Annotated in this window: 16 protein-coding genes; 14 read left to right on the forward strand and 2 right to left on the reverse strand. The window is 73.5% G+C overall.

All coding sequences use genetic code 11. From position 1 onward, the window contains the following. Positions 1-39: 39 nt before the first annotated feature. Together ACN27C_RS15995 and ACN27C_RS16000 are read right to left on the reverse strand one after the other, a co-directional pair. The gene (locus ACN27C_RS15995) at positions 40-1,059 is read right to left on the reverse strand and encodes a TAXI family TRAP transporter solute-binding subunit (RefSeq protein WP_422751497.1); all 1,020 of its coding nucleotides are present in this window, start codon (positions 1,057-1,059) and stop codon (positions 40-42) included. Next, positions 1,035-3,341: a TRAP transporter permease gene (locus tag ACN27C_RS16000; RefSeq protein WP_422751498.1), complete on the reverse strand. Its 2,307-nt coding sequence runs from the start codon at positions 3,339-3,341 to the stop codon at positions 1,035-1,037. The genes ACN27C_RS15995 and ACN27C_RS16000 overlap by 25 nt, the downstream gene beginning before the upstream one ends. 1,038 nt (positions 3,342-4,379) lie before the next feature. On the opposite strand from ACN27C_RS16000, the gene ACN27C_RS16005 reads away from it, so the two are divergent. The 14 genes from ACN27C_RS16005 (at position 4,380) to ACN27C_RS16070 (ending at position 20,402) form a co-directional block, all read left to right on the forward strand. After that, positions 4,380-5,462, forward strand: coding sequence for a YihY/virulence factor BrkB family protein (locus tag ACN27C_RS16005; RefSeq protein ID WP_120568549.1), 1,083 nt, complete (start codon positions 4,380-4,382; stop codon positions 5,460-5,462). 237 nt (positions 5,463-5,699) lie between these two features. Beyond that, on the forward strand, positions 5,700-6,878 hold the full coding sequence (locus tag ACN27C_RS16010; RefSeq protein WP_252452598.1) for an ROK family protein: 1,179 nt from the start codon (positions 5,700-5,702) through the stop codon (positions 6,876-6,878). Between the two features lie 178 nt (positions 6,879-7,056). Beyond that, on the forward strand, positions 7,057-8,625 hold the full coding sequence (locus ACN27C_RS16015) for a sugar ABC transporter ATP-binding protein (protein ID WP_120568551.1): 1,569 nt from the start codon (positions 7,057-7,059) through the stop codon (positions 8,623-8,625). Next, the gene (locus tag ACN27C_RS16020) at positions 8,622-9,710 is read left to right on the forward strand and encodes an ABC transporter permease (RefSeq protein ID WP_120568552.1); all 1,089 of its coding nucleotides are present in this window, start codon (positions 8,622-8,624) and stop codon (positions 9,708-9,710) included. The genes ACN27C_RS16015 and ACN27C_RS16020 overlap by 4 nt, the downstream gene beginning before the upstream one ends. Before the next feature lie 91 nt (positions 9,711-9,801). After that, on the forward strand, positions 9,802-10,854 hold the full coding sequence (locus ACN27C_RS16025; protein WP_252452592.1) for a substrate-binding domain-containing protein: 1,053 nt from the start codon (positions 9,802-9,804) through the stop codon (positions 10,852-10,854). Between the two features lie 53 nt (positions 10,855-10,907). Continuing rightward, complete coding sequence (locus tag ACN27C_RS16030; RefSeq protein ID WP_422751631.1) at positions 10,908-12,080, forward strand: Gfo/Idh/MocA family protein; 1,173 nt, start codon at positions 10,908-10,910, stop codon at positions 12,078-12,080. Between the two features lie 210 nt (positions 12,081-12,290). Continuing rightward, positions 12,291-13,439 (forward strand): inositol-3-phosphate synthase, encoded by a 1,149-nt coding sequence (locus tag ACN27C_RS16035; protein WP_422751499.1) that lies wholly within the window; start codon positions 12,291-12,293, stop codon positions 13,437-13,439. Further along, positions 13,436-14,344 (forward strand): SCO3242 family prenyltransferase, encoded by a 909-nt coding sequence (locus ACN27C_RS16040; RefSeq protein WP_422751500.1) that lies wholly within the window; start codon positions 13,436-13,438, stop codon positions 14,342-14,344. Before ACN27C_RS16035 ends, ACN27C_RS16040 begins: the two co-directional genes overlap by 4 nt. Next, positions 14,341-15,234 (forward strand): sugar phosphate isomerase/epimerase family protein, encoded by an 894-nt coding sequence (locus ACN27C_RS16045; RefSeq protein ID WP_422751501.1) that lies wholly within the window; start codon positions 14,341-14,343, stop codon positions 15,232-15,234. Before ACN27C_RS16040 ends, ACN27C_RS16045 begins: the two co-directional genes overlap by 4 nt. Before the next feature lie 34 nt (positions 15,235-15,268). Then, positions 15,269-15,874, forward strand: a complete 606-nt coding sequence (locus ACN27C_RS16050) for an EboA domain-containing protein (protein WP_120568558.1) — start codon at positions 15,269-15,271, stop codon at positions 15,872-15,874. A 1-nt stretch (position 15,875) separates the two neighbouring features. Further along, positions 15,876-16,727: a TatD family hydrolase gene (locus tag ACN27C_RS16055; protein ID WP_422751502.1), complete on the forward strand. Its 852-nt coding sequence runs from the start codon at positions 15,876-15,878 to the stop codon at positions 16,725-16,727. Next, positions 16,727-17,947, forward strand: a complete 1,221-nt coding sequence (gene eboE / locus ACN27C_RS16060) for a metabolite traffic protein EboE (RefSeq protein ID WP_422751503.1) — start codon at positions 16,727-16,729, stop codon at positions 17,945-17,947. Before ACN27C_RS16055 ends, eboE begins: the two co-directional genes overlap by 1 nt. Continuing rightward, positions 17,944-19,338, forward strand: a complete 1,395-nt coding sequence (locus ACN27C_RS16065; protein ID WP_422751504.1) for an alkaline phosphatase family protein — start codon at positions 17,944-17,946, stop codon at positions 19,336-19,338. Before eboE ends, ACN27C_RS16065 begins: the two co-directional genes overlap by 4 nt. Beyond that, positions 19,335-20,402 (forward strand): polyprenyl synthetase family protein, encoded by a 1,068-nt coding sequence (locus ACN27C_RS16070; protein ID WP_422751505.1) that lies wholly within the window; start codon positions 19,335-19,337, stop codon positions 20,400-20,402. Before ACN27C_RS16065 ends, ACN27C_RS16070 begins: the two co-directional genes overlap by 4 nt. Positions 20,403-20,682: the final 280 nt, after the last annotated feature.

Genomic DNA, 20,682 nt, shown 5'->3' on the forward strand with positions numbered 1-20,682 from the left:
GCCGGGCCCGGACGCGCGTCCGGGCCCGGCCCGTTCGGGTCAGCTCGCGCCGAGGTCGCTCAGCGCCCGCTCCGCGCCCCGGTGCAGCGGCACCGGATCGGTCTTGCGGGCGTTGCCCAGCTCGATGCCCTTCGCCGCCGAGTTCGCCTGGGCCAGGGCATCCTTGGAGTCGAAGACCGTCCGGGTGATCGCGCAGGCCACGTCGGCGTCGAGGTTGTCGCGCACCAGCAGCACGTTCGGCACCACGATGGTGGGCACGTCGGCCGGGGTCCGGTAGACGTCCTTGCCGATCGTGCCCGCCTGGTACGCCGGGTTCAGCTCGGCCATCTTCGGCAGCAGGGGGCTGATGTCGACGAACTTCACCTTGTCGCCGGACGTGGTGAACAGGTCGGTGACCCCGCCGGTCGGCACGCCGCCGGACCAGAAGAAGCCGTCGATGCTGCCGTCCTTCATGCCGTCGACGGTCTTGGTGAGGTCCAGCCGCTGCGCCTGGATGTCCTTGGCCGGGTCCAGCCCGGCGGCGGTGAGCAGCCGGTTGGCGATGACCTCGGTACCGGACTTGGGCGAGCCGGTGGAGATCTTCTTGCCCTTCATGTCGGCCACCGACGTGATCCCCGCGTCGGCGCGGACCACCACCTGCGTGTAGTTGTCGTAGATCCGGGCAAGCGCCTTGACCGGCTGCGGCGCGGTGAAGCTCCCCTTGCCCTGCACCGCGTTGACAGCGGTGTCGAACAGCGAGAACGCCACGTCGTACTGGCCGGCGACGAGCTGCTCAACGTTCTGCACCGAGGCGCCGGTCTCGGCGGCCGTCCCGGTGAGCTTCCCGTCGGTGGTCTTGCTCAGCTCACCGGCGAGCGCGTTGCCGACCACGTAGTAGACGCCCGTGGCGTTGCCGGTGGCGATGCCGACCCGGGTGTCCTTGGTGACCTTGCAGCTGACCTCGCGGGCGGCGTCGTCCTTCGCCGCGCCGTCCTGACGGCCCCCGCAGCCGGCGGCACCGGCGGCGACCAGGACGAGTGCCCCGACACCCGCCACTATCCTCGCGTCGATCCGTCCCACTCTCTCTCCTCCCCAAGGTCCACGGATTCTTCGACCGCCGGGCGGCCGGCGTGCCCGGCGGCGCCACGTCGGACGTACACGCCCGCGACCGTGAGCGCGGCGAGCGCCGCGCCGATCGCCATGGGCAGCGGTTCCAGCCAGAGCAGCACCAGCCCGGCGATCGCGCCGACGATCCGCTCCGGCACGCCGGCCGGGCCCACACCGGGCAGCCAGCCGCCGGCCGCGACCGCCAGCACCGCCACGCCCAGCGCCGACACCAGGGCGGCCGTGACGATCCGCCCGGGCCCGCCGATGCCGAGCAGCCCGAGACCGGTCGGCGTGATCACGAAGGCCAGCGGGATCAGGTACGCCGGCAGCGCGTACCGCAGGGTCTGCCACATGGTCGGTACCAGCCGGCCGCCGGTGACCGCGGCGGCGGCGACCGCGGCCAGCGCGGTCGGCGGCGAGACCTCGGACAGCACCGCGAAGTAGAAGACGAACATGGCCGCGGCGGGCGCCTCGACGCCCAGGTTGAGCAGCGCCGGGCCGATGATCACCCAGCCGATGACGAACGAGGCGGTGACCGGCACCGCGAGACCGAGCAGGCTCAGCGCGACGGCGGCGAGCACCGCGGTCAGCGCCAGCACCACGGCCGGCTCCGAGCTGACCGCCTGCGCGCCGTCGATCAGCAGCGCGGCGGCCTGCGGCCCGAGACCGGTCTTCGTGGTGGTGGCGGTGATGATGCCGGCCGCGGCGCAGACGGCGCTCACCGCGAGCACCCCGCGTACGCCGTCGCGCAGCGCCGCCACCAGCCGGGCCGGCGTGAGGCGGTGCCGGCGGTCCAGGAAGGACAGCACGGCCGCGATCGCGGTGGCGATGACCACCGCGCGCATCGCCGACGCGCCGAGCGCCAGCACCACGATGATCACGAAGAGCGAGAGGAAGTGGTAGCCGAAGCGGGCCAGCAGCCGCCACGCCGAGCCGGTGTCGATGACCACCGGCCGCACGCCGGAGCGCCGGGCGTCGATCTCGACGGAGAGCAGGATGCCCAGGTAGTAGAGGATCGTCGGCACCGTGGCCCAGCCGAGCACCTGGAGGTACGACACGCCCAGGTACTCGGCGATGATGAACGCGGCGGCGCCGAGCGTCGGCGGCGACAGGATCGCCCCCACACCTGCGGCGGCGAGCATGCCGCCCGCCCTCTCGGCCGGGTAGCCGGCGCGGCGCAGGATCGGCCAGGTCACCGCGCCGATGCTGACGGTGGTGGCGGCGCCGGAGCCGGAGACGGTGCCGAGCAGGAAACCCGAGGCGACGGCGGTGCGCCCGGCGGCCGTCCGGGAGCGGCGGAACGCGGCGGCGGACAGCTCCACGAAGAACCGGCCCGCGCCGGACAGGTCGAGCACGGCGCCGTAGATCGTGAACAGCACGATGTACGAGGCGGCCACGTCCAGCGGGGTGCCGTAGAAGCCGCTGTCGGAGTTGTAGAACGCGTCGACGAGCTGCCCGAAGTCGAGTCCCGCGTGCGCCACCGGCCAGGCCTGCGGCAGCAGCCCGCCGTAGTAGCCGTACCCCAGGAACAGCACGCAGACCGCCGGCAGGATCCAACCGGTGGTACGCCGGCAGGCCTCCAGCAGCAGGAGCAGCAGCCCGGTGCCGAACGCCACGTCCAGCGGATCCAGCAGGCCCTGCCGGTCGAGGAAGGCGTCGTATCCGCCGCCACCGGCGCCGATGGTGACCGGCAGCACCGGGTAGAGGCAGACCACGAGCGCCGCGAGGGCCAGCAGCCAGTCCACCGGCGTGGGCCCGCGCCGGTCGTCCGCGTCGGCCCCGGCGCGCCGCAGCCGCACCCCCGAGGGATACGCGAGGAACACCACCGGCAGTACGCCGGCCAGGAAGAAGATCAGGTAGTACTTGCTGCCCTGAGCCAGCGGGAAGAACACCTGCCAGAGCGTCAGCAGCCCGACCGCGACGGTGATGCCGGTGAAGAGGACACCGACCGGTCCGGCGAGCACCCGCCCCGGCTTCTCCTCCTCGAACCGGGCGGCCAGTTCGCGGGCGTCCTGGTGGGCCTGTTCCGGGGTCGGCTCCCTGTGGCTCTCGGTCTCGCCCGGGGCGTGGGTCTCGCTGTCGTCCGGGGTCCGGGCCTCGCCGCGGGTGCGTTGCTCGGCCGGAGTGCGGAGCTCGTCTGCCGGGTGGTGGTCGGCTCGGCTGTGGTGGAGCGTCTCGCCCGGCCCGTCGTCGGCCCACTCGGGTCCGCCGACGCTTCCCTCGTCCGGCGGCAGCGACACCACCTCGGCGTCCACGTCGGACCCCGGTCGTCCGCCGGACGGCGGCCGGGGTTTGGGGGGAGTCGCGTCGGAGGGGCGAACGGGCGGCACGAGGGGGCACGATACGCGAATAGCGCGCAGGTTGGGAACATTGCCGATCGTGATTGCAATGAGTGACGGAATGGAGGTTCGCTCACTCGTGTCACATATTTCTTGAAACTGTTTCGCGATGTCGGGAGGTGGTCTCGCTCGGCTCTCTCGCGATATCGCTTACAACGATGAAGATGGGCGCGCCCGGGATGCTTGTCGTCACGCAACGTGTCCACTGAGGCGGGTGTGTATTCCGCGCCGGCTCGCGCGCGCGGCGCTCGTCGCACCGGCTCGCGCCGGGTTGCGCGCGCTCGTACCGCCACGCTCGTCCCGGGCGGGAAATGTCCGGGCAGCGTGTCCGCCGTCTCGCATTTCCACGGTCGACGTTACTTCGCCGAGGTGGTGGCATCGGGGCGCGCCCGCGTCGCCACTTCGGCGCGCCGCCTATTGGCACGCCTCGCTCGCGCGCCTGCCCCCTGGGCCGTCGGTGGGCGATTACTTGATGAGTGGAACACCATGGGTGCCTCCGGCCCTGTTTGACACCCATGGAGTTCCACTCGTCGTGACGGTCGTCGAGATGTCGACGATCGCGGTCGCGGCGAACGACGGCTCGCCGAGTTCTCGGGCGGGAGGGCGGTGGTGCCCGACGGGAGCGCTGCCCTCGCCTCCTTTGCTCTGCATCCATCGGCGCACCTGGTTACGGAGCGTGTCCGTCGCGCGCGTGGCTGCAGAGCAAAGGCGGCGAGGGGTGGAAGGTGCCGACGGAGAGGCGGGCGGCAGGGCGCGGGCAGCGGAGCGCGGGCAGCGGCGACACCGGTGAGTGCGGGCGGAAGGCGGCGGCAGGGCACGGCCGGGGAATGTGAGAGCCGGGAAGTGGGCGGGAACCGGCCGGCGGCGGCCGAGTGGTCGGTTTGCGGGTGCGGTGGTTATCGCTGCCCTCGTCAGGGCATGTCGTGCGGGACGACATGACGACGAGGAGGTGCCATGGCCGCCCGCGACGACGCCCACGACGTCCACGACGACACCCGCGACGACGCCCCCGCTGCGCGCGACGACGTCCCCGCTGGGCAGGACCGGCCCGGCGGGCGGAAGCGCACCGGGCCGGTGGGGCCGGACGACGGGCCGGACAGCCCGGCCGACCTGTCGGCCACCGGCTGGATGGCGACCCTCAAGCGGACCGTCCGGGAGTTCCAGGACGACAGCCTCACCGACTGGGCCGCGGCGCTCACCTACTACGGGGTGCTCTCCATCTTCCCGGGCGTACTGGTGCTGATCTCGGTCCTCGGCCTGCTCGGCGACCGGGCCACCGAGGGGGTACGGGACACCGTCGGGCAGGCGGTGCCGGAGGAGAACATCCGCCGCATCATCGAGAGCGCGATCGACCAGGCCGGCCAGTCCGGCGGGCTGGCGAGCATCGCGGCGATCATCGGTCTGGTGGCGGCGTTCTGGTCGGCCTCCGGCTACGTCGCCGCGTTCATGCGCGCCTCGAACAGCATCTACGACGTGCCGGAGGGACGGCCGATCTGGAAGACGCTGCCGGTACGCCTCGGCGTGACCGCGGTCATCGGCGTGATGCTGCTGATCAGCGCCGTGATCGTGGTGTTCACCGGTGGGCTGGCCGAGCAGGCCGGAAACGCGATCGGGCTCGGCGAGACCGCCGTGACCGTGTGGAACATCGCCAAGTGGCCGGTGCTGCTGGTGCTGGTGAGCCTGATGTTCGCGATCCTCTACTGGGCCTCGCCGAACGCCCGGCACGGCGGTTTCCGCTGGGTCAGCCCCGGTGGCGTGCTCGCGGTGGTGCTCTGGCTGGTGGTGTCCGGCCTGTTCGCGCTCTACGTCAGCAATTTCGGCTCGTACAACAAGACGTACGGCGCGGTGGCCGGCGTGATCATCTTCCTGGTGTGGCTGTGGCTGAGCAACGTCGCCATCCTGCTGGGCGCGGAGTTCGACGCCGAGTTGGAGCGCAGCCGCGCCATCGCCGCCGGGCACCCGGCCGACGAGGAGCCCTACGTCGAGCTGCGCGACGACCGCAAGCTGCGCAAGAAGGGCCGCGCGCCCTCCCGCTGACCCGGGAGCGCCTCCGATCCCGAGAACGCACCGAGAACGCGCCGCCACGCCCGGAAGAACCCCGGGCGGGGCGGCGCGTTTTCATGATCCGCAACTCGCTTTTGTTCGTATGGACAAAAGTTTGCATCAGGCGTGCCGAAGCTATGGACATGCGGCCCGGAAGGCTCCTACTGTGTCGGACACAACACACATCGCCGTCGTCGATGTGACGGACTTCCGATGCGGAGGTGACTGCCGGTGCGGACGGTCGACCCCCTGCACGTACGGCTTCTGCGGCTGCTCCGGGACGAGGGCGCGGTGTCCCGCGCCGAACTCGGCGACCGGCTCCAGATGCCCCGCCCGCGCCTGCTCGCCGAGCTGGAACGCCTCGTCTCCCTCGGGTACGTCGCCGAGGCCGGGCTCGCCGCCTCCCGTGGCGGCCGGCGTTCCACACTCGTCGAGCTGAGCCCGCACCTGCGGTTCGCCGCCGTCGACCTGGGCGCCAGCTCGATCGACGTGGAGGTGGTCAACGGCCGGCTGGAGACGGTGGCCGCCTACACCGAGGTCGCCGACATCCGCTCCGGCCCGAAGGTGACGCTCCAGCGGGTGAACGAGCTGCTGCACAAGGCCAAGGTGGACGGCGCGTACGAGCGGCTCGACGCGGTGGGCATCGGCGTTCCGGGGCCGGTGAGCTTCCGCGACGGCGTGCCGGTCTCCCCGCCGATCATGCCGGGGTGGGACCGGTTCCCGGTCCGCGAGCTGCTCACCCGCGAGCACGGCTGCCCGGCCGTGGTCGACAACGACGTCAACATCATGGCGATCGGGGAGCGGCACGGCGGCGTGGCCCACTCCGTCGACGACTTCCTGTTCATCAAGATCGGCACCGGCATCGGCTGCGGCATCTACCTGCACGGCGAGGTCTACCGGGGCACCGACGGCTGCGCCGGGGACATCGGCCACATCCAGGTCGACCCGAACGGTCCGATGTGCAGCTGCGGCAACGTCGGCTGCCTGGAGGCCGTGTTCAGCGGCGCCGCGTTGGCCCGGGAGGCGACAGTCGCGGCCCGCACCGAGGTGTCCCCGGCGCTGGCCGAGCGGCTGGCGGCCCGGGGTGTGGTGACCGCGCTGGACGTGGCGCAGGGGGCGATCGAGGGGGACGTCACCTGCATCCAGCTCATCCGCGACGGTGGCCGGCGGGTCGGCAGCGTGCTGGCCGGGCTGGTCAGCTTCACCAACCCCTCGATGATCGTCATCGGCGGCGGGCTCGCCCAGCTCGGCCACATCCTGCTCGCCGAGATCCGCAGCGTGGTCTACCGCCGCTCGCTGCCGCTGGCCACCGGCAACCTGCCGGTCGTCCTGTCCGAGCTGGGCCCGCGCGCCGGCGTCGCCGGCGCCGCCGTGCTGGCGAGTGACCTCGCGTTCGGGGAGGCAGCGTGAGCGCGAGGAGTGAGCCGGTCCTGCGAGCCCCGCAGTCGCGAACGAGGGCGGGCTCGGTGAGCGCGAGGAGTGAGCCGGTCCTGCGAGCCCCGCAGTCGCGAACGAGGGCGGGCTCGGCGAGCGCGAGGAGCGAGCCGGTCCTGCGAGCCCCGCAGTCGCGAACGAAGGGCGGTGCAGCGTGAGCGAGATCGGAGAACCACTGGTCGAGGCGCCCGCCGACGCCGTCGCGGGCGAGGTGGTCCTGCGCCTCACCGACGTGGTCAAGACGTTCCCGGGGGTACGGGCGCTCGACGGCGTGCAACTGGAGGTGCGGGCCGGCGAGGTGCACTGCCTGCTGGGGCAGAACGGCGCCGGCAAGTCCACGCTCATCAAGGTGCTGGCCGGGGTGCACCGGCCGGACTCCGGCGAGGTCGTCTGGCGCGGCGAGGCGGCGTCGTTCGCCGATCCACAGGCCGCCATGCGCGCCGGCATCGCCACCATCTACCAGGAACTCGACCTGGTCGACGACCTGTCGGTGGCGGAGAACGCGTTCCTGGGTCACGAGCCGCGCCGGTTCGGCTTCGTCCGGCGCGGGCACATGGCCCGGCGTACGCGGCAGATCCTGGCCCGGCTCGGTCACCCGGAGATCCCGCCGGGACGGCTGGTGCGGCACCTGCCCGCGGCTGGCAAGCAGATCGTCAGCATGGCCCGGGCGCTGTCCCACGAGGCCCGGCTGATCATCATGGACGAGCCGAGCGCGGTGCTGGCCCACGACGAGGTGGCGAACCTGTTCCGGATCATCCGGGAACTCACCGCGCAGGGCATCGCGGTCATCTACATCTCGCATCGGCTGGAGGAGATCCGCGAGATCGGCGACCGGGTCACCGTACTCAAGGACGGCCGGACCACGGCGGCGAGCCTGCCGGCCCGCGAGACACCGACCCGCGACCTGGTCGCCCGGATGACCGGGCGGACCATCGAGTACGTCTTCCCGCAGCGCCCGGCCGACCACGGGGGTGGCGCGGAACTGCTGCGGGTGGAGGGGCTGACCCGGCACGGCGAGTTCGCCGACGTCTCGCTCGGGGTCCGGGCGGGGGAGATCGTCGGCATCGCCGGGCTGGTCGGTTCCGGCCGCTCGGAGCTGCTGGAGACCATCTTCGGCGCGCGCCGGGCGCACGCCGGGACGGTCCGGGTGGACGGCCGCGCGTTGCGGCCCGGCAGTGTGGGCGCGGCGGTACGGGCCGGGATGGGCATGGCGCCGGAGGAGCGCAAGAGCCAGGCGCTGCTGCTGGGCGAGCCGATCTACCGCAACGTCACGCTCGCCACGTTCAGCCGGTACGCCCGCCTCGGGTTCACGGACGCCGGACGGGAACGCGCCGAGGCCGACCGGATCGCCGCGTCGCTGGAGCTGCGGCCCCGGGACGTACGGCGGCCGGTGCGCACGCTGTCCGGCGGCAACCAGCAGAAGGTGGTGGTCGGACGGTGGCTGCTCGGGGACACCCGGCTGCTGCTGCTCGACGAGCCGACCCGGGGCGTGGACGTGGGCGCCCGCGCCGAGCTGTACCAGGTGATCCGCGATCTGGCCGCCCGTGGCGTCGGGGTGCTGCTGGTCTCCAGCGAGGTGCCCGAGGTGCTGGGCCTGGCCGACCGGGTGCTGGTGATGCGGGAGGGCCGGGTGGTCCGCGAGGCCCCGGCCGGCGAACTGGACGAGAACACCGTGCTCGACCTCGTCATGGCGGGGTCCCTCATGGAAGGCGCACCGGCATGAGCGATGTCAGAGAATCCTCGCTGCCCGCGCAGTCGCCGCCGGTGGAGCGGGCGGAGACCGCCAAGGTCGGCGCGCCGGCGAAGCTCTCCTGGTGGCGCGGCGACGGCGGGGAGGGCGTCAAGCGCAACCTCGGCCTGCTCGCCACGCTGGTCGTGCTCGTGGTCATCGGCATCCTGACCCGCCCCGACCTCTACGGTGACCCGAACTGGGTGTGGGGCAACACGCTCACCATCCTCAAGCTCGCCTCGGTGGTCGGCGTGGTCACCGTCGGCATGACCTTCGTGATCATCGGCGGTGGCATCGACCTGTCAGTCGGCGCGATCGTCGCGCTCGCCGGGGTCTGGTGCACCACTGTCGCCACGCAGAGCTACGGCGCGGGCGGCATGATCTTCACGGCGCTCACCGTCGGGCTCGCCGTCGGCGTGGTGAACGGGCTGCTCGTCTCGTACGGGCGGCTGGTGCCGTTCATCGCCACGCTCGCCATGCTCGTCGCCGCCCGAGGGCTGGCGGCGGAGATCTCCGACAAGCAGACCCAGGTGTCGGGCAACACGTTCATCAACGGCATCGCCAGCACGAACGTGCTCGGCATCCCGCTGCTGGTCTACATCCTGGTGGCGGTGGTGGCGGCCGGCTGGGTGCTGTTGAACCGGACCACGTTCGGCCGCCGTACGGTGGCGGTCGGCGGCAACCCGGAGGCGGCCCGGCTGGCCGGCATCAACGTCCGCCGGCACACCGTGATGCTCTACGCGCTGTCCGGTCTGTGCTGCGGCATCGCCGCGGTCATGCTGACCGCGCAGGCCACCTCCGCGCAGGCGGCGATGGCCAACCTCTACGAGCTGGACGCGATCGCCGCCGCGATCATCGGCGGCACGCTGCTCAGCGGCGGGCGGGGCACGATCATCGGCTCCCTGCTCGGGGTGATCATCTTCTCCACGATCACCAACCTGTTCGCCATCAACAACCTCTCCGCCGAGGCCCAGAACATGGTCAAGGGCGGCATCATCGTCGCCGCCGTCCTGGTCCAGCAGGTGCAGTTCGGCAGCCTCACCCAGTTCCTCGCCCGCAATCGGGCCACCACCACCTGACCCCACCGCGCACATCCCGGCCGCCGTCGTACCGACTGTGGTCCGGCCCGCCACACCCGAAACCACCCACCACCTCATCCCAGGAGGCGTCATGAGAACACCGCGCCATGACCTGTCCCGCCGCCGGCTGCTCTTCGGCGGGGCCGCCGTCTCCGCCGGGGTGCTGCTCGCCGGCTGCACCAGCAACGAGCAGAACCCGACCGAGGCGCAGACCAAGGCGGCCGGTTCCGGCGCCAACACCGAGCCGGGCAAGAAGGTGAGCATCGGCTTCTCCGCCCCGGCCGCCGACCACGGCTGGATCGCCGCCATCACCAACAACGCCAAGGCGCAGGCCGGGGCGTACCAGGACGTGGAGCTGAAGTCGGTCGAGGCCGGCGCGGACGCGGCGGCCCAGCGGGCGGCGCTGTCCACGCTGATCTCGCAGAAGCCCGACGTGATCGTGCTGCTGCCGCACGACGGCAAGGAACTCAACGCGTTCGGCCTGGAGGCGATGAAGGCCGGCATCCCGGTGGTCAACCTGGACCGGGCCTTCCCGGACGCGCGCGCCTACCGGCTGCAGATCAAGGGCGACAACTACGGCATGGGGGTGGCCGCCGCCACCTACATCGCCGAGCAGCTCAAGGCCAAGGGCGTGAGCAACCCGGTGATCGGCGAGATCCCCGGCATCGAGTCGCTGGAGCTGACCCAGGAACGGTCCAAGGGGTTCGCCGACACGCTCGCCTCGTACGGGTTCAAGGTCGCCAACCGGCGGCCGGCGGAGTTCACTGTCGACTCCGGGCAGCAGGCCGCCACGGGTCTGTTCCAGGCGCTGCCGAAGATCGACGCGGTCTGGAACCACGACGACGACCAGGGCATCGGCGTGCTCGCGGCGGTCAACCAGGCCAACCGCAAGGAATTCATCATGGTCGGCGGCGCCGGCTCCAAGAAGGCCATGGAGGACATCACCGCCGACAACACCGTCCTCAAGGCCACAGTCACCTACAGCCCTTCGATGGCCTCCTCGGCCATCTCCCTGGCCCGCCTGATCGGCCAGGGCAAGGGCATGTCCGACCTGGTCGAACTCCAGGTACCGAAGGAGATCGTGCTCGCCTCCGAGACGATCACCAAGGAGAACGCGAGCGACTACCTGAAGCTCGGGTTCTGACACACGGGGGGAGACCCACCTTGTCCAGTCACGACAGCATCCTGCGCGTCGGCATGGTCGGCTACGCGTTCATGGGCGCCGCGCACTCCCAGGCGTGGCGCACCGTGAACCGGGTGTTCGACCTGCCGGCGCGGGTGCGGATGGCGCTCGTCTGCGGCCGGGACGAACCGAAGGTGGCCGAGGCCGCCGACCGGCTCGGCTGGGACGGCTACACCACCGACTGGCGGCGGCTCGTCGAGTCCGACGAGATCGACGTGGTCGACATCTGCACGCCGGGGGACAGCCACCGCGAGATCGCACTCGCCGCGCTCGCCGCGGGCAAGCACGTGCTGTGCGAGAAGCCGCTCGCGAACAGCGTCGCCGAGGCCCGGGAGATGACCGAGGCCGCGGCCCGGGCCCGCGAGTCCGGGGTACGCGCGATGTGCGGCTTCAACTACCGGCGGGTGCCCGCTGTCGCCCTGATGCGGCAGTTGGTGGCCGACGGGCGGATCGGCGAGATCCGGCACGTCCGGGCGACCTACCTCCAGGACTGGATCGTCGACCCGCAGTTCCCGCTGGTGTGGCGGTTGCAGAAGGACAGGGCGGGCTCCGGCGCGCTCGGTGACATCGGCGCGCACATCATCGACCTGACCCAGTACGTCACGGGTCAGCTCGTCAGCGGCGTCAGCGCGCTGACCGAGACGTTCGTGCGGCAGCGGCCGCTCGTCACCGGGTCGAGCGGCCTCGCGGCGCAGGCCGACGGCAACGGCAGCGCGACGGGTCAGGTGACTGTGGACGACGCGGCGGTGTTCGTGGCCAGGCTCGACGGGGGAGCGCTGGCCACGTACGAGGCGACCCGGTTCGCCACCGGCCGCAAGAACGCCCTGCGGGTCGAGATCAACGGCTCGCGCGGCAGCGTCGTGTTCGACCTGGAACGCCTCAACGAACTGGAGTTCCTGGACGCCACCCGGCCGGCCGCCGAGCAGGGCTTCAGCCGGATCCTGGTGACCGAGCCGGACCACCCGTACCTGGGTGCGTGGTGGCCGCCCGGCCACATCATCGGCTACGAGCACTCCTTCACGCACCAGGCGCGCGACTTCGTCGAGGCGGTCGCCACCGGCGCCGACCCGGCACCGTCGTTCGCCGACGCGCTTCAGGTCCAGCTCGTGCTCGACGCGGTGACCCGCTCGGCCGAGCGGGCCGCCTGGACGGAGGTGGAGCCCGCCCTGGCCGAAGCTTCCGCCTGACCCGAGGCGGCCCCTGCGGGGTCCGCCGACACTCACCGGCGCCGGCCGGCGAGGGCCCGCCGCGGTTGCGCCCCGCGGCGGGGACGAGGTCGGCTCCGGGGAGCGTGCCGCCGGTGTCCGCCGGCACGACCAGTACGGCCCTCCGGTGCGGCCGGACCGGGATTCCCCGGCCGCACCGGCGGACCGGCCTTACCTGGGGAGGTAGCGCGAATGCGTACGGGTGTCTGGCTGGTGGGTGCGCGCGGCTCGGTCGCCACCACCGCCGTGGTCGGCGGGCTGGCCCTGCGGGCCGGGCTCACCGCGCCGACCGGCTGCGTGACCGAGCTGCCCGACCTGCGCGGGCCCGCCCTGCCGGGCTTCGCCGATCTCGTCTTCGGCGGCCACGACGTGGTCGCCACCCCGCTCACCAAACGCGCCGAGGCGCTGGCCGCCGCCGGGGTGCTGCCCGCCCGGCTGGCCGACGCCGTGGCACCGGACCTGGCCGCCGTCGAGGCGGCCCTGCGTCCCGCACCGACCGAGGGCGACCAGGGCGAGCGGATCGCCACTGTGGTCCGTGACCTGACCGGGTTCCGGGACCGGCACGAGCTGGACCGGGTGGTGGTGGTCAACGTCGCCGCCACCGAGCCGGCGCCCGTCCCGCACCCGGCGCACCACGACCTGGCCGCGCTGCGGGACGCGCTGACCGGCCCGGCCGACGTGCTGCCGCCCAGCTCCGGATACGCGTACGCGGCGTTCACCGCAGGCTGCCCGTACGTGGACTTCACCCCGTCGACCGGTGCCCGGCTGCCGGCCCTGGCCGCGCTCGCCGCCGAACACGCGCTGCCGTACGCCGGGCACGACGGCAAGACCGGCGAGACGTTGCTCAAGTCGGTGCTCGCGCCGATGTTCGCGATGCGGCACCTGGCCGTGCGCTCCTGGTCCGGCACGAACCTGCTCGGTGGCGGCGACGGCGCCACGCTCGCCGACCCGGCCGCCAACGCCGCGAAGGTGGGCAGCAAGCAGCGGGTGCTCGCCGAGACGCTCGGCTACCTGCCGCAGGGCCACACCCGGATCGAGTACGTCGAGGAACTGGGCGACTTCAAGACGGCCTGGGACCTGGTCACGTTCGCCGGTTTCCTGGGCACCGGCATGCGGATGGAGTTCACCTGGCACGGCTGCGACTCCGCGCTGGCCGCGCCGCTCGTGCTGGACCTGGCCCGGCTCACCGCCGCCGCGCACGCCGCCGGCCACCACGGCCCGCTGACCGAGCTGGCGTTCTTCTTCAAGGATCCGCTCGGCGCGACCGGCCACGCGCTCGGCGACCAGTGGACGGTGCTGCGGGACTTCGTCGCCGGCCTGCACGCCCGGGTGACGCCGTGACCCGCCTGGCCGACCTGGCCGAACTGGTCCGGGCGCCCGCCGCGCTCTCCGTACCGGGGGATGTGCTCTCCGGCGCGGCGGCCGCCGGTGCGCTCGGCCCGCGCACACCGGCCCTGGCCGGCGCGTCGGTGCTGCTCTACTGGGCCGGGATGGCCGCGAACGACTGGGCCGACCGGCGCCTGGACGCGGTCGAGCGGCCGGAGCGGCCGATCCCGTCCGGCCGGGTGCGCCCGGCCGTCGCGCTCGGCGTCGCGTCCGGCCTGACCGCCGCCGGGCTCGCGGTAGCCACCGCCGCCGGGGGCCGCCGCGCGGCAGCGGCCGCCCTTCCACTCGCGGCCACGATCTGGGGGTACGACCTGCGCGCGAAGAACACCGCCGCCGGGCCGGCGGTGATGGCCGCCTGCCGAGGGCTGGACGTGCTGCTCGGCGCGTCCGGCGGGCGGGTGGTCCGGGCGCTCCCGGCCGCGCTCACAGTCGCCGCGCACACCTGGACCGTGACCGCGCTGTCCCGCCGCGAGGTGACCGGCGCGGACCGGTGGCTGCCCGGCCTCACGCTCGCCGGCACCGCGCTGATCGCGCTCACCACCCCGGCCCGGCCGACCGTGTTAAGCGGGGCCCCCTCCTCTACCGGATGCGTTAAGAGGGGGCCCTTCCTTCGGCTCGGTGACCTCGTGCCGGCGGTCCTCGCGGCCGGATACGCCACCCGCTACGGCCGGGCCCAGGCGCGGGTGCTCGCCGACCCGTCACCGGCCCGGGTCCGCGCCGCCGTCGGCGCCGGGATCACCGGGCTGCCCGCGTTGCAGGGCGCGCTGACCGCCCGCGCCGGAGCCCGGATGCTCGGCCTCGCCGTGGCCGGCGCCGCCCCGCTCGGCCGCCGCCTGGCCCGACTGATCTCACCGACATGACCGCCGCGCCCACCCGGGCCGCCGCCGGCCCACTGTCCGGACCGGGCGCGCTGCGCTTCGGGTACGGCACCAACGGCTTCGCCAACCACCGGCTCGGCGACGCGCTGGCGGTGATCGCCGACCTCGGGTACGTGGGCGTCGCGCTCACCCTCGACCACGACCACCTGGACCCGTTCGCCCCCGGCCTGGCCCGCCGGGTCGCCGCCGTACGGCGCCGGCTGGACGCGCTCGGGCTCGCAGTGGTGGTCGAGACCGGCGCCCGGTACCTGCTCGACCCGCGGCACAAGCACGCGCCGACACTGCTGCACGACGACCCGGCACGGCGGGTGGAGTTCCTGCGCCGGGCCGTCCGGATCGGCGCCGACCTGGGCGCGGAGGCGGTCTCCTTCTGGGCCGGCGTACGCCCGCCCGGCGTACCACCCGATGTCGCGGCCGACCGCCTGGTGGCGGGCTGCGCGGTCGTCTGCGCCGAGGCGGCGGAGGCGGGCGTGCCGCTGGGTTTCGAGCCGGAGCCGGGCATGCTCGTCGAGGACATCGCCGGGTGGTGGTGGCTGCGCGAGGCGCTCGGCGCGCCGCCCGGCTTCGGCATCACGCTCGACATCGGCCACTGCCGCTGCCTGGAGCCGCTGCCGGTGCCACAGTGCGTGTCCGAGGTCGCCGAGCACCTGGTCAACGTGCAGATCGACGACATGCGCCGGGGTGTGCACGAGCACCTGGAGTTCGGCACCGGCGAGATCGACTTCCCGCCGGTGCTGCGTGCCCTGGCCGACGCCGGCTACCGCGGGCTGGTGGCCGTGGAACTGCCCCGGCACTCGCACGCCGCCCCGGCCGTCGCCGCCCGCTCACTGGACTTCCTGCGCACCGCCGCCTCGCGCGGCGAGGGGCGGTGACCCACCACCTTCCACCCGGCAGAGGGGAGACGGCATGACACCCGACCGACTGCGCGCCGCGCTTCGGGGCGTACCCGATCCGCAGTGGCTGGACGCGGCGCTGCGCCGCGTCGCGACCGAACCCACGGCCGTCGAGCGGTTCTTCGCCGCCGCCGCTCGGCGGTGCGGTCGCGGGCCGCTGCCCGACCTGCCCGGCTGGACGGCCGACGACGCGGCGCGGGCGCTGCTGCTGACCGCGCTGCCGAACGGCCACGCCGTCGCCGCGGAGACCCTGTACCGGCAGGGCGACGCCGCCGAGAAACGCGCCGTGCTGCGCGCGCTGCCGTTGCTGCCGATCGGCGCGGAGTGCGTGCCGCTGCTGCACGACGCGATCCGCACCAACGACACCCGGCTGGTCGCCGCCGCGCTCGGCCCGTACGCCCGGCACCTGGAGCAGGCGACCTGGCGGCAGGCGGTGCTCAAGTGCGTGTTCACCGGCGTGCCGCTGGCGGTGGTCGACGGCCTGGCCGACCGCGCCGACGGCGAGCTGGCCCGGATGCTCGCCGCGTTCGCCGCCGAGCGGCACGCCGCCGGCCGCGACATGCCCGCCGACGCGACCGACCTGCTGCGCCGGCTGACCATCCCCACCACGGAGGCGTGACATGCGCATCTTCGACCCGCACATCCACATGACGTCCCGCACCACGGACGACTACGAGCGGATGGCCGCCGCCGGGGTCCGCGCGGTGGTCGAGCCGGCGTTCTGGCTGGGCCAGCCGCGCACCAGCGTGGACAGCTTCGTGGACTACTTCGACTCGCTGATCGGGTGGGAGCCGTTCCGGGCCGGCCAGTTCGGCATCCGGCACCACGCCACAGTGGCGCTGAACCCGAAGGAGGCGAACGACCCGCGCTGCCGGCCGGTGCTCGACCTGCTGCCCCGCTACCTGGACAAGGACGGCGTGGTGGCGGTCGGCGAGATCGGGTACGACGCGATGACGCCGGCCGAGGACGCCGCGCTGGCCGGGCAGCTCGCCCTGGCCGTCGCGCACGACCTGCCCGCGCTGGTGCACACGCCGCACCGGGACAAGGCGCGCGGCGTCGAGCGGACGCTCGCGGTGGTCACCGAGTCGGGCATCCCGCCCGGGCGGGTGCTGGTCGACCACCTCAACGAGGTGACAGTGGAGCTGGTCCGGGACACCGGCTGCTGGCTGGGCTTCTCCATCTACCCGGAGACGAAGATGTCGCCGCCGCGCATGGTGGAGCTGCTGAAGCGGTACGGCACCGAGCGGATGCTGGTGAACTCCGCCGCCGACTGGGGTCGGTCGGACCCGCTGCTGACCCGGGCCACCGGGGAGGCGATGCTGCTGGCCGGGTTCGACGCCGACGAGGTGGACCGGGTGCTGTGGCGCAACCCGGTGGAGTTCTACAGCCAGTCCGGCCGGCTCGACCTGACCGACCTGGAGGACTCGTCGGCCACGTTCGCCGGCAACTCGATCCTGCGGGGAGGCGCGTGATGCGGCTGCGTCACGCCGACGGCACGACCGTCCACCTCGGCTACTGCACGAACGTGCACCCGGCCGAGGACCTGCCGGGCGTCGTCGCCCAGCTCGACACGTACGCGGTCGCGGTGCGCCGGGCGCTCGGCGTCGACCTGCTCGGGCTCGGGCTCTGGCTGGCCGCGCCGGTGGCCGCCGCGCTCGCCGCCGACCCGGCGGCCCGCCGCCGGCTGCGCCACGAGCTGACCGTACGCGGGCTGGAGGTGGTCACGCTCAACGGCTTCCCGTACGCCGCGTTCCAGGCCCCGGTGGTGAAGGGCGCGGTGTACCACCCGGACTGGACCACGCCGCAGCGGTCGGCGTACACGCTGGACCTGGCCCGGGTACTGGCCGATCTGCTGCCCGACGACGCCGTCCGGGGTTCGGTCTCGACGCTGCCGCTGGCCTGGCGCACCCCGTGGGACGCCGGGCGGGCCGCCACCGCCCGGCGCCGGCTGGACGCGCTGGCCGAGGGCCTGGCCGCGGTGCAGCGGGAGACCGGCCGGGTGATCCGGGTGGGCTTCGAACCGGAACCGGGCTGTCTGGTGGAGTCGACGGGACAAGCACGCGAGGTATTCTCAGACATGGATACCGACCGGCTCGGGATCTGCCTGGATCTCGCGCACCTGGCGTGTGCCTGGGAGCGGCCGGCGGATGCCCTGGCCGGGCTGCGTGCCGCCGGGCTGCCGGTGGTCAAGGTCCAGGTGTCGGCCGCGATCGAGGCGCCCGACCCGGCCGGGGCGAGCGAGGCGCTGCGCCGTTTCGTCGAACCGAGGTTCCTGCACCAGACCCGGGCCGCCGGAGTGTGCGGCGCCGCCGATCCGGCCGATCCGGCGTACGCGGCCGACGACCTCGACGCCGCACTCGACGCGCGGCTGCCCGGGGCGTGGCGGGTGCACTACCACGTGCCGTTGCACGCCCCGCCCGAGCCGCCGCTGCGCTCCACGGTCCCGGTGCTGCGCGAGGCGCTCGCCGCGTTGTTCGCCGGTCCGGTCGCCGGCTGCGACCACCTCGACGTCGAGACGTACACCTGGGGGGTGCTGCCGGAGGCGCGGCGGCCGCGCGGCGACGCGGAGCTGGCCGCCGGCATCGCCGCCGAGCTGGCGTTCGCCCGCGACGAGCTGACCGCGCTCGGCCTGGCCGACGGCGGCGGGGTGGGCGCTCCGGGTCCGCGGGCGGCGGAAGGCGTGCCCTCGTGAGCCGGCGGCTGGTGGTGCTCGACGTGGTCGGGCTGACGCCGCGTCTGCTGGCGCACATGCCGCGGCTGCGCGCGGTGGCCGAGGCCGGGTTCGCCGCCGAGCTGGGCACCGTGCTACCGGCGGTGACCTGCTCGGCGCAGTCCACGTTCCTCACCGGCGAGCTGCCCGCCGGGCACGGCGTGGTGGGCAACGGCTGGTACTTCCGCGACCTGGGCGAGGTGCTGCTGTGGCGGCAGCACAACGGGCTCGTCGGCGGCGAGAAGGTGTGGCAGGCGGCCCGTCGTGTCGAGCCGGGCTACCGGGTCGCGAACGTCTGCTGGTGGTACGCGATGGGCGCGGACGTGGACTGGACGGTCACGCCGCGCCCGGTCTACCACGCCGACGGCCGCAAGGAGCCGGACTGCTGGACCGACCCGCCCGAGCTGCGGGACACGCTCACCGACGCGCTCGGCACGTTCCCGCTGTTCAGCTACTGGGGTCCGGGCGCCGGGCTGTCGTCCTCTGCGTGGATCAGCCGGGCGGCGCAGCGCATCCTCACCGACCACGCCCCCGACCTGACCCTGGTCTACCTGCCGCACCTGGACTACGACCTGCAACGCTTCGGCCCGTCCGGTCCGGAGGCCGCCGCCGCGGCGGCCGAGCTGGACGCCGTGCTCGGTCCGCTGCTCGACGCCGCGCGGGAGCAGGGAGCCACAGTGGTGGCGTTGTCCGAGTACGGCATCACCGACGTGTCCCGCCCGGTGGACGTGAACCGGATGCTGCGCGCCGAAGGGCTGTTGCGGGTCTACACCCAGGCCGGGATGGAATACCTCGACCCGTGGACGTCGCGGGCGTTCGCGGTGGCCGACCACCAGGTGGCGCACGTCTACGTCAGGGAACCGGCGGACGTGCCGGCCGTGGCGAAGCTCTGCGCCGCGCTGCCGGGCGTGGCCGAGGTGCTGGACGCCGCCGGACAGGCCGGGTACGGCCTGGACCACCCGCGCTCGGGTGAGCTGGTGCTGGTGGCCGAGCCGGACGCCTGGTTCACGTACTACTACTGGCTCGACGACGCGCGGGCGCCCGACTTCGCCCGGCTGGTCGAGATCCACCGCAAGCCCGGCTACGACCCGGCGGAGCTGTTCTTCGACCCGGCCGCGCCGGGCGCGGCGAAGCGCCGGGCGGCGGTGGCGCTGGCCCGCAAGAAGCTCGGGCTGCGCTACCTCATGAACGTGGTGGGGCTGGACGCGGGCGCGCGGGCGGTGCGTGGTTCACACGGGCGCCTGCCCGCCGACCCGGCGGACGGCCCGGTGCTGCTCTGCTCCGACCGGGCCGCGATCCGGCCCCGGGTGGAGGCCACTGATGTGAAGGCGTTGCTGCTCGAAGTCGCCGGACTGGCCTGGGAGGCACCATGACCGTAACCGTCGCACCGACCGACCCGGCCCTGCTGCGGGGCCGCTTCGACGCCGCGCTCGCCGCGTTCCTGGACGCGAGAGAGCCGGGTCGGCCGGACGACGGTACGGGGGCCGTCCACACCGCTCTACGCTGGTTCGTCCTGGCCGGCGGCAAGCGGATGCGCCCACTGTTCTGCTACTGGGGCTGGCGGGGGTTCGGCGGCCCGGACGCCCCGGCGATCGTGGTCGCCGCGGCGTCGCTGGAGTTGTTCCACGCGTTCGCGCTGATCCACGACGACATCGTGGACCGCAGCGACCGCCGCCGGGGCGCGCCGACGCTGCACCGGTTCTTCGCCGACCTGCACGCCCGCTGCGGCTGGCAGGGCGACTCGGCGGCGTACGGCCGGCAGGCGGCGGTGCTCTGCGGCGACCTGTGCGCCACCTGGTCGGCCGAGATGTTCCACGGGTGCGGGTTGCCGCCCGAGCGGCTGCGCCGGGGGCAGATGCTGCTGTCCCGGATGCGCTCGGAGGTGATCGCGGGGGAGTACCTGGACGTGGTCGGGGCGGCCGGGGACGGCACTGTGGCGAGCGCGCTCACCGTGGTACGGCTGAAGACGGCCCGCTACACGGTGACCCGTCCGGTGCAGATCGGCGCCGCGCTCGCCGGCGCCTCGCCGGAGGAGGTGGCCGCGCTGGCCGGGTTCGGCGACCCGCTCGGTGACGCGTTCCAGCTCCGCGACGACCTGCTCGGCGTCTTCGGCGACCCGTCCGTGACCGGCAAGTCCAACCTGGACGACCTGCGGGAGGGCAAGCCCACGGTGCTGCTGGCGCTGGCCCGGGCGTCCACCTCCCCGGCCGGCGCGGCCCGGCTGGGGGAGCTGGTCGGCGATCCCGGCCTCGACCAGGCGGGCGCGGCCGAGGTGCGAGGCATCGTCGAGGAATCCGGCGCCCGGGAGGCGGTGGAGCGGATGATCCGCACCCGGGCCGACGCCGCACTGGTCGCACTGGACGCGCTGCCGCTGGCGCAGCCGGCGCGACGGGTGCTGGCGGCGCTCGCGCAGCGGGCGGTCGACCGCCACGAATGACACCCACTTTTGTCGCTGAGCGGCGAAAGTCCAAGCCGATCGATCAGAAGCTATGGACAGGCTGATCGAAAGGTCTTAATGTCGTGCACAGCACAACGCTGTTTCGCCGAGGTGATCGCCCCGCACCAGATCGCCCCGCACCGCCCGCCTCGGCGAGGTGACCTCCGGTCCTGACCGGAGGTCGCGGCCCGCCGACCTCCCGGCGGGCCGGCGCAGCATCCCCCTGCTCGGCATCCGGCGCGACGCGCGCCCGGTCCTGGCTGCGCGCGTCAGGAAGGGA

Origin of the sequence: Micromonospora sp. WMMD1219 (genome assembly GCF_049315215.1) — a bacterium.
Lineage (GTDB): Bacteria > Actinomycetota > Actinomycetes > Mycobacteriales > Micromonosporaceae > Micromonospora > Micromonospora tulbaghiae.